Raw genomic sequence first — 12,524 nt, forward strand, 5'->3', positions numbered from 1 at the left:
ATTCGCGGACCTCTCGAACGGCGCCCGCGCGCCGGCGGGACGATCCTCTCCAATCATTCGGGGTCCGCACCATGAAATTCCTCCGCTCCATCCTGGTCGTCGCGTTGCTGCAGGCCGTCGCGGCCACCAGCGCGCTGGCTGCCGACGACCTGTCGCAGATCAAGTCGGCCGGCGTGTTCCGCGTCGGCACCGAAGGCACCTACGCGCCGTTCACGTACCACGACGAGACCGGCAAGCTGACGGGGTTCGACGTCGACATCGCGACCGCGATCGCGCAGCGCCTCGGCGTGAAACCGCAGTTCGTCGAAGGAAAATGGGACGGGCTGATCGCGGGCCTCGACGTGAACCGCTACGACGCGGTCGTCAACGAAGTGTCGATCACCGACGCGCGCAAGGCGAAATACGATTTCTCGACGCCGTACATCACGTCGCACGCGGTGCTGATCGTGCGCGCGGACAACACGACGATCCGCTCGTTCGACGACCTGAAGGGCAAGAAGTCCGCGAACACGCTGACCAGCAATTTCGGCAAGCTCGCGGCCGCGCACGGCGCCGACGTGGTGCCGGTGCAGGGCTTCAACGAATCGATCGACCTGCTGACGTCGGGCCGCGTCGATGCGACGATCAACGATTCGCTGTCGTACCTCGATTTCCGCAAGCACAAGCCCGACGCGAAACTGAAGATCGCGGCGACCGACAAGACCGGCGCGGGAGACGCATCCGGCGTGCTGCTGCGCAAGGGCAGCCCCGCGCTGGTGGCCGCGATCGACAAGGCGCTCGCGGACATCAAGGCGGACGGCACCTACGCGAAAATCTCGCAGAAGTACTTCGGCCGCGACGTGTCGCAGCCGTGACGCGAGGCTGAACGATGCCGGCCTGGCTGCACCTGATGGTGGAATCGCTGCGTCCCCTGCTGGTTGCAGGGCTCGTGTTTACGGGTCCGCTCACGCTCGCGTCGTTCGCGATCGGCCTGTTGCTCGCGTTCGGCGCGGCGCTCGTGCGGCTGTTCGGGCCGCGTTGGGCGCAGGCGGTCGTGCGGTTCTATATCTGGCTGTTCCGCGGCTCGCCGCTGCTCGTGCAGTTGTTCGTGATCTTCTACGGATTGCCGAACGTCGGCATCGTGCTCGATCCGCTGACGGCCGCCGTGATCGGCTTCTCGCTGAACGTCGGCGCGTACAACGCGGAGGTGATCCGCGGCGTGATCGAGTCGATCCCGAAAGGGCAGTGGGAAGCCGCGTACTCGATGGCGATGACGCGCGCACAGGCGCTGCGCCGCGCGATCCTGCCGCAGGCCGCGCGCGTCGCGCTGCCCGCGCTGTCGAATTCATTCATCTCGCTCGTGAAGGACACGTCGCTCGCGGCCGTGCTGACAGTCCCCGAGATCTTCCAGGCCGCGCAACGCATCGCGGCCGTGACCTACGAGCCGCTGATTCTCTATACCGAAGCCGCGTTGATCTATCTGCTGTTCAGCTCGGTGCTGTCGTCGCTGCAACGCCGGCTGGAGCTTCGCTTCGGCCGCCACGCGCTGTTCCACGCGGAGTTGCGATGATCCGCCTTGAACGCATCGACAAGTCGTTCGGCGCGCATCGCGTGCTGAGCGGCATCGACCTCGCGTTGCAGCCGGGCAGCGTGACCGCATTGATCGGCCCGTCCGGCAGCGGCAAGAGCACGCTGCTGCGCTGCGTAAATCTGCTCGAAGTGCCGGAGGCCGGCGCGCTGGTCGTCGGCGATGCGCGCATCGACTTCGTGCCGGCGCACCGGCCGTCGCGCGACGCGGTGTTCGCGGTGCGCAAGCAGACCGGCATGGTGTTCCAGAACTTCCAGTTGTTTCCGCACCTGAGCGTCGTGCAGAACGTGATGGAGGGGCTCGTGACCGTGCAGCGCCGGCCACGCGAACAGGCGCGCCAGCGGGCGCTCGCGCTGCTCGACAAGGTCGGCATCGCGGACAAGGCCGACGCATGGCCGGCCACGCTGTCGGGCGGACAACAGCAGCGCGTGGCGATCGCGCGGGCACTCGCGCCGTCTCCGCAGGTGCTGTTGTGCGACGAGCCGACGTCGGCGCTCGATCCGGAGCTGTCGGTCGAAGTGGTCGAGGTGCTGCGCCAGCTCGCGCGCGAAGGCACGACGATGCTGATGGCCACGCACGACCTGCGTCTGGCCGCGTCGATCGCGCACGATGCGGTGTTCCTCGCCGACGGCCGCATCGTCGAAGCCGGGCCATCGCGCGACGTGTTCGGCCGGCCGCGCGATCCGCGCACCGCGAAATTCGTCGCGACGCTCGCGCAACGCGGGCCGGTGTTCTGACGCGACACGCGGTACGCGATGCCGTGATGCTCAGCCCGGCGCGTACCCGTCGAGCACGGCGGCGACGATCGCCTCCGGCGCATCCTCCTGCACCAGATGGCCCGCGTGTGGAACCCGGATCAGCTTGCCGTTCGCGATGCGATCGGCCAGCGCCTGCCCTTGCTCGAGCGGGATCCACATGTCGTCCTCGCCCCACACGATCCGCACCGGAAAGTCCGGCGGCGCGTAGCGGTCCTCCGCTTCCTCGATGTAGCGCTGGCGCATCTGCGCGATCTGGCGATAGAACGCGGCCTGGCCGGCCGGCGTGAACCATGGCTCGCGGTAGATCGACAGCACGTCGTCGCGCAACGGCCGCGCGACCGCCTGGCCGATATGGGCCGACAGGAGCGCGTGATGCGCGTACGCGGGCAAGCCGGTGAACGCGGCTCCGTGCTGCGCGACGTGGCGCACGAACGGCGACCCTTGCGGCGCGATCGCGACCGGATTCACGAGCGTGAGGTCCGCATAGGCGATGCCGTCGAGAAAGTGCGCGCGCAGCACGGTAGCGCCGCCGTAGTCGTGCGCGAGCACGCGCGGCCGCGACAGTTTCCACTCATTCAGCAGCGCGCCGAACAGCGCGTTCTGGCGGCCCAACGATACGTCCGCGTCCGGCATGTCGGACCGGCCGTAACCGAGCAGGTCGTAGAAATACACGCGATGGCGCCGCGCGAGCCACGGCGCGATCCGGCGCCATACCTGCGACGAAAACGGCGTGCCGTGCACGAGGACGAGCGGCGGGCCTTCGCCGAGCGTGCCCCATGCAATCCGGTGGCCTTCGAAATTGAAGCGGTTCGGGAGTTCGAGCATCGGCTTCTCCGTGATAACCTGTTTCGGTTATTAAAAGGTTACGCCGGATTCTCCGGATATGAAACCGATAGGTGAAAATAAATGGTTACTCGATCCGACCCGGCGCGACATGAGCACGAATGGCGCGCGGCCGATTTCGTCGGCGGCCATCCGGCGCTCGACTTCCTGAACACGGTGGCCGACACGGGCAAGACGCGCGACGAGGAGAAGCTCGTCGACTGGCCGGCCGTGCGCGCGTGGGCAGCGAAGGCGGGGTTGCTGGCGCCGGACGATCTGGCGCGGCTGCTGCGTCATCCTCGGCAGGACGGCCCCGACGAGCTGGCGGCGCTGCACCGCTTTCGCGACGACGCGTACGTCGCGATCGCGCATCTGACGACCGAAGGCGGCGGCAGCGCGGGCGCGCGTGCGGCGGACCGGCTCGCGGTGACGATCCGCGAGGCGATCGGGCGCAGTGCGTTCGACGCGGTCGGCGGCCGTTTCGCGTGGCGGCTCGACGCGCGTACCGCGTCGCGCTGGATCGATGCGGTCGCGCTCGGTTTCGAGCATCTGATGCGCAGCGACGATTTCGCGCGCGTGCGGCAGTGCGGCCGGTGTACGTGGTTCTTCGTCGATCGCGGCCGCGGCGTCGGCCGGCGCTGGTGCGACATGCGCACGTGCGGGAATCGCGCGAAGGTGGAGGCGTTCAGGGAGCGGTGACGTGCGCGTCGCGACGGTTGCCGCGCCGCGCGTGCGTCATGGAGCGGCTTCGTGTGAACGGTGGTGGTCGGGCCATAACGTCGCGGCGATGAACAGCCCCGCTGCAAGGAACGGCGCACCGATCGCGAACAGGATGGCAGTGAGGCCCCAGCGATCCCAGAAGCGATCGACGAGCGCGCGCTCGGGGGTGACGGGGTCGTACAGTACGTTGACCGCGTCGCCTTCGTGCAGGCCCGGGTGCGACGACGCCGAGCCCTGGGCGAACGTGATCAGCCGACCGCTGTCGGTGGTGAACGCGACGACGGCCGAATACGGCGCCGTGCGCGACCGCGACGACCGCCCGTTTTTCGCGATCTCGACCACATGGCCGGTCGAACGCGCATAGTGGTGGACGATCTGCCACTGATGCAGGCCGGCCGCGCCGGCGCCGGCAAGGAAGCCTGTGCCGATCGCGATCGGAATCAGCACGATCGCGACATCCCAGCGGCGCTGCGTCGGCTTGCGTGCGGCGCGGGGCGGCGCCGGGTCCGATTGGCGGCGGCGACGCTCGCCGGCAATCAGCAGGCCGCCGATCGCGAACGCCGCGACGGCGAGCAGCGCCGGCACGGCCACCGGAAACCAGCGTTGCGTGAAATCGTCGATCAGCGCGAGGCGCTCGGGGTGGTCGGGGTCGAGCAGGACGTCGACGTTTTCGCCGATGTCGTAGGCGGGGACCGTCGACGCGGTATTGCCGGCGACTTCGCGGCGCTGGCCGTCGTTTGCGAGGTATGCGACGATCGGGCGGTACGCGCGCATCGCATCGCTGTCCTGGACGATGCGCACGACCGTGCCCGGCGCGCGGACCAGGTGCCCGGGTTCCCGGCTGGCGGTGATGGCCAGTGCGCCGGCCAGCACGGACAGGACGACCCCGATCATCAGCGCGACCAGCGCGTTCTTACCCGGCATGACGCGATCCGGTTCGTGCGTCGCGCGGATTCGGGTATGCCCGGGTGAGCGGCCCATCGCGACGGACAGGCCGATATTGGCGCAACCATGCCCTCTGAATGGTCGCGCGTCGTTCACATGCTTCCATGTCTGACGTCCCATGCTCTCTCAGTGCCGGCGGGCCAACGACGATGCCTGGCGCCGGTCGTGTGATATTTGTCGGACGATTCTAGCGGAAACGATGCGCGACGGGCGTGCGGTCGCGTACCGCCGCGAAGGGCGCACGCCGCGAGTGCGGCGCGCCAAAACGGAAAAAGGCCGGTCAGCTTTCGCTGACCGGCCTTTGGAATTCCTGGTGGGGCGTGAGTGACTCGAACACTCGACCTACGGATTAAGAGTCCGCTGCTCTACCAACTGAGCTAACGCCCCCAACAGAAGAAAGATTATGCCGGGGTTTTCAGGACATGGCAAGCCCTTTCTGCAGATTGCCTGAAAATATTTCGTCAAGACAACGGCGGCTGTCGGCGCGGTAACGAGCGGTCGCAGTTTGCGCGCTCCCGGTATGATGACGCCACACGCGTTGCGCGGCGGTCGCGCAACGTTTTCTGGACATTCGAAGATGGACGAAAACGCAGTCCGCGAATTGCTGGATCGCCTGCTGGCCCCGTGGGTCCGCTCGCTGGGTCTGGTCCCCGTGTCGATCGGCGACGATAGCGTCACGCTGCGCCTGCCGTTTTCCGGCGAGTTCCGTCATTCGGGCGGCGTGATCTGCGGCCAGGTGTTCACGGCGGCCGCCGACACCGCGATGGTGGTCGCGATCTCGGCCGCGCTGGGCGAATTCCGGCCGATGACGACGGTGTCGCTGAACACGAATTTCATGCGTCCGGTGCGCAAGGGCGACGTGCTCGTCACCGCGCGCGTGCTGCGGATGGGCCGCAACCTCGTGTTCGGCGAAGTCGAACTGTTCGACGAGGACGGCACGATGGCCGTTCACGCGACGTCGACCTACGCGCTCATCAGCTGAGCGGCGCGATGTTCGACCAGATCGTCTTCGCGGGCGGCGGCAATCGTTGCTGGTGGCAAGCCGGCTTCTGGGACGTCGCGCAGCCGGCCCTCGGCCTGCGCCCGCGCGTGATCACCGGCATCTCGGCCGGCGCGGCGACCGCATGCATGCTGTATACGCGCGACGCCGCGTGGGTGATGCGCTATTACGAAGAGGCGCTGCGCCACAACCGGAAGAACGCGTACTGGGGCAACCTGTTCGGGCGCGAGCCCGTGTTTCCGCATTACCGGATCTACCGTCAGGCGCTGCTCGACATCTACGGCGAGCCTTTCGCGAAGCTCGCCGCTGCGCCGGAGATCCGCATCGGCGTGTCGCACGTGCCGCGCTGGCTCGGCGCGCGCAGCGCGGTGGCCGCCGGCCTCGTCGCATACAACATCGAAAAGTACGTGCGCAAGACGCTGCACCCGACGCTCGGGCGCACGCTCGGCTTTCGGCCCGAATTCGTGCGCGCGCAGGCCTGCACGCACGTCGACGAACTCGCCGACCTGATCCTGCAGTCGTCCTGCACGCCGCCGTTCACGCCGGTACTGCGGCGCGGCGGCCGGCCGGTGCTCGACGGCGGGATGGTCGACAACGTGCCGGTCGATGCGCTCGACCCGTCGCCGGGCGACGTGCTGGTGCTCGTCACGCGGCTGTATCCACGTCCGCAGATGTTCACGGTCGCGCATGGCGACCAGCGGCGGCTGTACGTGCAGCCGTCGAGCAAGGTGCCGATTTCGAGCTGGGATTACACGAGCCCGTCGCAGATGCGGCATGCGTACGATCTCGGGCGGCGCGACGGCGAGCACTTTCTCACGCGCGTCGGCGCGATGACGGGCGGCCGCGTGGCCGCCTGACGAACGATCGGGAAGGGAGTAAAGGGCAAAAGGGGCCGCGCGACGCGCGCAGCCCGTGCGATCAGCGCTTGCGGATCGGCGTCAGCGCTTCCGGGTTGGCGACGCTCGACATGTCGCCGTCGTCGAACGCGAGAATGTTGCGGAATGCGGCACTGAAATACAGCTCGTAGCTTTCGCGTTCGACGTAGCCGATGTGCGGCGTGCAGATCACGTTTTCCATCCGCAGCAGGCTGTAACCCTGCAGGATCGGCTCGCTTTCGAACACGTCGATCGCGACCATCCCCGGACGGTTGTGCGACAGCGCGTTGACGAGCGCGTTTTCCTCGAGCAGCTCGGCGCGGCTCGTGTTGACGAGCAGCGACGTCGGCTTCATCCGCATCAGGTCTTCCTGCTTCACGATCCCGCGCGTGTCGTCGTGCAGGCGCAGGTGCAGCGACAGCACGTCGCTCTGTTCGAACAGAGCCTCGCGGCTGTCGGCGGCCGTGTAGCCGTCGGCGCGCGCGGCTTCGAGCGAATGCTCGCGGCCCCAGATCAGCACGTTCATCCCGAACGCCTTGCCGTAGCCGGCGACGAGCCGGCCGATTTTGCCGTAGCCCCAGATGCCGAGCGTCTGGCCGCGCAGCACCTGGCCGAGGCCGAAGTTCGGCGGCATCGCCGACGTCTTCAGGCCCGACTGCTGCCACGCGCCCTGCTTCAGGTTCGCGACGTATTGCGGGATGCGGCGCTGGGCGGCCATCACGAGCGCCCAGGTCAGCTCGGCCGGCGCGACCGGCGAACCGGTGCCTTCGAGCACCGCGACGCCGCGATCGGTACACGCGTCGAGATCGATGTGGCTCGACACGCGGCCGGTCTGGCTGATCATGCGCAGGTTCGGCAGCTTGGCCAATAGCTGGGACGTAATCGGGGTCCGTTCACGAATCAGCACGAGCGCCTCGACTTCGGCCAGACGGCTGGCGAGCTGTCCGAGGCCGCGCACCGTATTGTTGAAGACCTTTACGTCGTGGCCGGCGAGCATGTCGAAGCAGTTCAGCTTGCGGACGGCGTCCTGGTAGTCGTCGAGGATGGCAATTTTCATGGTGAACGGGGTGTCGCGCGTTGAAAGCGGCAAGGGCGGCGGCGCAGCTTGCGCGGCCGTCTCGCCCGGCCGGGGCCGACATGATGCAACGTCGGCCGCCTTGGTGGTGTCTTTTTAACAGGTTGTTACGCTCCGCCGCAATCGGCCCTGCCGCCCCCGGCGCCGCTCCCGGCCCGTGCAAACGGGTGCGCTGTTGTGTCGCATCAAACACGTCCTTTCTGATTCGGCCGTTTACTCGCCGAGGTTCACCCAATTGTTGCTTCAAGCAGAATAATTGGATCAAGTATCCGCAGAAGGCGAGGATTTTTGACTATTTTTATCGTCAACCGGCGCCTTGTTGAGCAACTCTGCATCATTTCCGCTGTCGTAGGAGAATTACGCATTTGCTTCATCTTTTTGAAGTTGTAACAGCGGCAGGAGTCGTTTATGGATCATTTGCAGTCGATGCGCGTGTTCGTCAAGGTTGCAGATCTCGGCAGTTTCGCGCGGGCCGCGAGCGCAATGGATATCTCCAACGCGGTCGCGACGCGCCACGTCGCCGATCTGGAAGGCCGGCTCGGCACGCGTTTGCTTAACCGCACCACGCGCAGCCTCTCCCTGACGGAGTCGGGTCAGGTCTATCTGGAGCGTGCCCGCCAGATCCTCGACGAGCTCGAGGACGTCGAGCAGATGGTCGTCGCACGCAATCACGAGCCGGTCGGCACGCTGCGCATCGTCGCGCCGGTCGTGTTCGGCCTGCACAACCTTGCGCCCGTGCTGCAGTCGTACACGGAGAATTTCCCGAAAGTGGTGCCGGATCTCACGCTGGTCGACCGACAGGTCGATCTGGTCGAGGAAGGCTTCGACGTCGGCATCGTCGTCACGCGCCAGATGCGTAGCGCGAGCATCGTCACCCGGCGTCTGACCACCGGCTGCATGACCGTGTGCGCGACGCCCAGCTATCTGGAGAAGCACGGCGTGCCGATTCATCCGGAGCAGCTCGCCGAGCACCCGGCCCTGAGCCTGCCGACCGAATACTGGGGCGACGAGCGCGTGTTCACGGGGCCGGACGGCGAAGTGCGCGTGCGCCCGACCAACGTGATCGTCGCGAACAACACCGCGATGCTGCGCCAGTTCGCGTTGCTCGGGATGGGCGTCGCGATCCTGCCGAGCTACCTGATCGGCAGCGACATCGCGCGCGGCGCGCTCGTGCGGCTGCTGCCGGATTTCCGGCTGCCGCAGGTCGAGATCAACATCGCGTACCCGAGCCGGCGCCATCTGCCGGCGAAGGTGCGGACGTTCATCGATCACCTCGTCGAGCATTTCAGCCACTCGACCGACGCGACGATGGGCGAACAATGGGCCGCGCAGAGCGCGCCGCCGATCGGTGTCGAGATGCGTGCCGAGCCGCCCCCCGAATCGACCGGTCCGAACCTGCAGCCGCGTGTGGCGCGCTCGCCGCGCACGCGCGTGGCGATGCCGTCGCCGCTGTAACGGGGCGGCGCCCGGTAGCGTTACGGCCGGCGCAAATAAAAAACGCGGATCGATCGATCCGCGTTTTTTCATGGCTGCGTGCCGGCGCCGGGCACGCTCGAAGCGGCGCCCGGCGGCCGGGCCGTCACGAACCCGTCTTGCGCGCCGTCGTCTTGCGGGCGGCGGTCTTGCGTGCCGGCGCCGGTTTCTCTTCGGCGCCTTCGGTCACGGTTTCGGCATCCTTCGTCGCCGATTTGGCCGTCTTCTTCGCGGCGGCCGCCTTCGGTTCCTTCTTCTCGAACTCGAAGCCGATCTTGCCGTCCGGCTGCTTCACGAGGAACGCCTTGAAGTTGCGGCCGGTACGCGACGACTTGAAGCCCGGCAGCAGATCCGTACGGCCGTCGGCCAGCAGCTTGCCCATCTGCTCGCGCGTGATTTCCTGCTGCAGGATCACCTTGCCGGAGCGGAAGTCGCAGGTCTTCGGGTTCGCGACCGAGTGCTCGCACACGTAGCTCATCCCGTGCTCGAACACGCGGCCCTTGCACTTCGGGCACGCGCCGACCGGTTCCTGCGCGGAGAAGTCGGGCGCTTCGCCTTCCTCGCCGCCCTGGTCCTGGCCGAAATCGAACTCGAGCTTGTAGTTCTTCGTCTCGTCGTCGAAGGACAGCTTGAGGATCGCCGAGAACGGGCGGCCCATCTTGCTGCGGAACCCGGACAGCGGCCCGATTTCCTTCTTCTGCAGCAGTTCTTCGACTTCCGGGATCTCGAATTGCCGGCTGCCCGGGATCTTCGAAATCGAGAAGTCGCACTTCGTGCACGCGAAGCGGCGGTAGTTTTCCTTCACCTGACCGCCGCAATTCGGGCACGGCGTCTGAAGGGTCGCGTAGTCGCCGGGAATCGTGTCGGAATCGTATTCCTTCGCGCGCTTGACGATCTGCTGCGTCATGCGGGCGATTTCCTGCATGAACGCGTCGCGGCCGAGATTGCCGCGCTCCATCTGCGACAGCTTGTATTCCCATTCGCCGGTGAGCTCGGGCGCGGTGAGTTCCTTCACGCCGAGGCCGCGCAGCAGCGTCATTAGCTGGAACGCCTTCGCGGTCGGGATCAGTTCGCGGCCTTCGCGCAACAGGTACTTCTCGCCGAGCAGGCCTTCGATGATCGCCGCGCGCGTCGCCGGCGTGCCGAGGCCCTTGGCGGCCATCGCCTCGCGCAGCTCGTCGTCCTCGACCAGCTTGCCCGCGCCTTCCATCGCGGACAGCAGCGTCGCTTCCGAGTAGCGTGCGGGCGGCTTCGTCACGAGTGCGACGGCGGCGATTTCGTCCGTTTTCACCTTCTCGTCCTTCTGCACCGGCACGAGGTTCGCGTCCGCGCCTTCGGCGTCGCGGCCGTACACCTGCAGCCAGCCCGGCTCGACGAGCACCTTGCCCTCGGTCTTGAAGTGATGGCCGGCGACTTCGGTGATCCGCGTCGTCACGCGGAATTCGGCCGCCGGGAAGAACACCGCGAGGAAGCGCTTCACGACCAGGTCGTACAGCTTCTGCTCCGGTTCGGACAGCGACTTCGGCGCCTGCAGCGTCGGGATGATGGCAAAGTGGTCGCTGATCTTCGAGTTGTCGAAGATCCGCTTGTTCGGCTTCACCCAGCCCTTGTCGAGCACCTGCTTCGCATGCGGCAGGTAGTTGTTGCTTTCCTTGAGCATCTCGAGCGTGGACTGGACCGTCGACAGGTAGTCTTCCGGCAGCGCGCGCGCGTCGGTACGCGGGTAGGTCAGCACCTTGTGCTTTTCATACAGCGCCTGCGCGAGGCCGAGCGTGTTCTTCGCGGAGAAGCCGAAGCGCCCGTTCGCCTCGCGCTGCAGGCTCGTCAGGTCGAACAGCAGCGGCGACAGTTGCGTCGACGGCTTCGATTCCTCGGACACCGTGCCGACCTGGTCGCGGCAGGCGGCGACGATCGTTTCGGCGGCCGGCAGGCTCCACAGGCGGGAGTCGCGCTTTTCCGGATCGAATTCGTCGCGCTTGAATTTGGGGTCGTACCACTTGCCTTCGTAGAAGCCGCCCGCGCACGCGAATTCGGCCTTCACTTCCCAGTAGTCGCGCGGGACGAAGCGGCGGATTTTCTCTTCGCGTTCGACGACGATCGACAACGTTGGCGTCTGAACGCGGCCGACGGTGGTCAGAAAGAAGCCGCCGCCCTTGCTGTTGAACGCGGTCATCGCGCGGGTGCCGTTGATCCCGACGAGCCAGTCGGCTTCCGAGCGGCAGCGTGCGGCGTCGGCGAGCGGCTGCATGTCCGAGTCGCTGCGCAGGTTCGCGAAACCGTCGCGGATCGCCTGCGGCGTCATCGATTGCAGCCAGAGCCGCTGGACCGGCTGCTTCGCCTTCGCGTGCTGCGCGATCAGGCGGAAAATCAGCTCGCCTTCGCGCCCCGCGTCACATGCGTTGATCAGGCGGTCGACGTCCTTGCGCTTCATCAGCTTCGTGAGCACCTTCAGGCGCGACTCGCTTTTTGCGATCGGGTTCAGGTCGAAATGCGGGGGGATGACGGGTAGATGCGCGAAGCTCCATTTCCCGCGCTTGACCTCGTACTCCTCCGGGGCGGCGATTTCCAGCAGGTGGCCGACAGCGGACGAAAGGACGAAATCGTCGCTCTCGTAATACTCGTCATGCTTGGTAAAGCCGCCCAAAGCGCGTGCGATGTCGTTCGCGACAGAAGGCTTTTCCGCAATGATCAGTGCTTTGGACATGACAGGTGTGTGTTGGTAGACCGGGTTCGCCGGTGTAGGTCCCTTTTACGACCGCTTTATAGCACACGCCGCAGCGACGGCGGCTCAGCGTGTAAAAAGCGGCTCATCATAGAGGGGGGCCGCAACGGCGGCAAGCGCCGGGCGCGGCGGCGCGCGCAAACCTGCGCCAAACCGCCGCGCCGGCCCGCGAATTCAGGCTTCGACGTTCAGGACGTCGCGCAATTTCGGTGCGTGCGGCGCACCAGGCACCGCGCTCAGGTCGGACAGCATGCGCTCGACGATCGCCGCGTGCGGCAGCACCGTGCCGAAGAAGCGTGCGGTGTGCGCATCCTCGATCAGGATGGTCGGGAAGTTCTCGACGTCGAGATCGTCGAGCCGGTCGGCATGGGTTTCGATGTCGATCCACGCGAAGCAGGCGTCCGGATGCGCGTCGGCGAGCTGGTCGAAGGCGGTCCGGTAGTCGCGGCACGTGCCGCACCAGTCGGCGCACAGGCACGCGACCAGCAACGTGCCGGGATCGGCGAGGCGCTCGGCGATCCGATCTGCGTCGGTGTCGAGATTCAGCGCGGGCATGGCATTCCTTGG

Annotated in this window: 12 protein-coding genes and 1 tRNA gene; 7 read left to right on the forward strand and 6 right to left on the reverse strand. The window is 66.7% G+C overall.

Features of this window, described 5'->3' with window-relative positions:
- Positions 1-71: 71 nt before the first annotated feature.
- Genes J8I33_RS17525 through J8I33_RS17535 form a run of 3 tightly spaced genes read left to right on the forward strand, consistent with a single transcriptional unit; the run spans position 72 to position 2,304 of the window.
- Entirely contained in the window at positions 72-854 is a 783-nt protein-coding gene (locus J8I33_RS17525) for an amino acid ABC transporter substrate-binding protein (protein ID WP_124556217.1), read from the forward strand.
- Between the two features lie 14 nt (positions 855-868).
- Positions 869-1,549: an amino acid ABC transporter permease gene (locus J8I33_RS17530; RefSeq protein WP_050011109.1), complete on the forward strand. Its 681-nt coding sequence runs from the start codon at positions 869-871 to the stop codon at positions 1,547-1,549.
- Positions 1,546-2,304 carry an amino acid ABC transporter ATP-binding protein gene (locus tag J8I33_RS17535; RefSeq protein WP_209938388.1) on the forward strand — a complete coding sequence of 253 codons (759 nt, stop codon included), beginning with the start codon at positions 1,546-1,548 and terminating at the stop codon, positions 2,302-2,304. The genes J8I33_RS17530 and J8I33_RS17535 overlap by 4 nt, the downstream gene beginning before the upstream one ends.
- Before the next feature lie 30 nt (positions 2,305-2,334).
- Here the strand turns inward: J8I33_RS17535 and J8I33_RS17540 are convergent, their stop codons facing one another.
- Positions 2,335-3,150 (reverse strand): alpha/beta hydrolase, encoded by an 816-nt coding sequence (locus tag J8I33_RS17540; RefSeq protein ID WP_209938390.1) that lies wholly within the window; start codon positions 3,148-3,150, stop codon positions 2,335-2,337.
- Positions 3,151-3,231: 81 nt separating this feature from the next.
- On the opposite strand from J8I33_RS17540, the gene J8I33_RS17545 reads away from it, so the two are divergent.
- Positions 3,232-3,846, forward strand: a complete 615-nt coding sequence (locus J8I33_RS17545) for a CGNR zinc finger domain-containing protein (RefSeq protein WP_050011112.1) — start codon at positions 3,232-3,234, stop codon at positions 3,844-3,846.
- Positions 3,847-3,882: 36 nt separating this feature from the next.
- Here J8I33_RS17545 and J8I33_RS17550 read toward each other — a convergent pair whose 3' ends face one another.
- Together J8I33_RS17550 and J8I33_RS17555 are read right to left on the reverse strand one after the other, a co-directional pair.
- Positions 3,883-4,932, reverse strand: coding sequence for a DUF3592 domain-containing protein (locus tag J8I33_RS17550; RefSeq protein WP_209938392.1), 1,050 nt, complete (start codon positions 4,930-4,932; stop codon positions 3,883-3,885).
- 191 nt (positions 4,933-5,123) lie between these two features.
- Positions 5,124-5,199, reverse strand: a tRNA-Lys gene (locus J8I33_RS17555).
- Positions 5,200-5,389: 190 nt separating this feature from the next.
- Between J8I33_RS17555 and J8I33_RS17560 the strand changes: the two genes are divergently transcribed.
- Both J8I33_RS17560 and J8I33_RS17565 read left to right on the forward strand, forming a co-directional pair.
- Positions 5,390-5,794: a PaaI family thioesterase gene (locus J8I33_RS17560; protein ID WP_050011114.1), complete on the forward strand. Its 405-nt coding sequence runs from the start codon at positions 5,390-5,392 to the stop codon at positions 5,792-5,794.
- An 8-nt stretch (positions 5,795-5,802) separates the two neighbouring features.
- The gene (locus tag J8I33_RS17565) at positions 5,803-6,669 is read left to right on the forward strand and encodes a patatin-like phospholipase family protein (protein WP_124593536.1); all 867 of its coding nucleotides are present in this window, start codon (positions 5,803-5,805) and stop codon (positions 6,667-6,669) included.
- Between the two features lie 61 nt (positions 6,670-6,730).
- Here J8I33_RS17565 and J8I33_RS17570 read toward each other — a convergent pair whose 3' ends face one another.
- Positions 6,731-7,744, reverse strand: coding sequence for a D-2-hydroxyacid dehydrogenase family protein (locus J8I33_RS17570; RefSeq protein ID WP_209938394.1), 1,014 nt, complete (start codon positions 7,742-7,744; stop codon positions 6,731-6,733).
- Between the two features lie 426 nt (positions 7,745-8,170).
- Between J8I33_RS17570 and J8I33_RS17575 the strand changes: the two genes are divergently transcribed.
- Positions 8,171-9,217, forward strand: coding sequence for a LysR family transcriptional regulator (locus tag J8I33_RS17575; RefSeq protein ID WP_050011117.1), 1,047 nt, complete (start codon positions 8,171-8,173; stop codon positions 9,215-9,217).
- Positions 9,218-9,341: 124 nt separating this feature from the next.
- Here J8I33_RS17575 and J8I33_RS17580 read toward each other — a convergent pair whose 3' ends face one another.
- Positions 9,342-11,939 (reverse strand): DNA topoisomerase III, encoded by a 2,598-nt coding sequence (locus tag J8I33_RS17580; RefSeq protein ID WP_050011118.1) that lies wholly within the window; start codon positions 11,937-11,939, stop codon positions 9,342-9,344.
- 192 nt (positions 11,940-12,131) lie between these two features.
- The gene (locus tag J8I33_RS17585) at positions 12,132-12,512 is read right to left on the reverse strand and encodes a thioredoxin family protein (protein WP_050011119.1); all 381 of its coding nucleotides are present in this window, start codon (positions 12,510-12,512) and stop codon (positions 12,132-12,134) included.
- Positions 12,513-12,524: the final 12 nt, after the last annotated feature.

It is taken from the genome of Burkholderia sp. AcTa6-5, from assembly GCF_017815075.1.
Lineage (GTDB): Bacteria > Pseudomonadota > Gammaproteobacteria > Burkholderiales > Burkholderiaceae > Burkholderia > Burkholderia sola.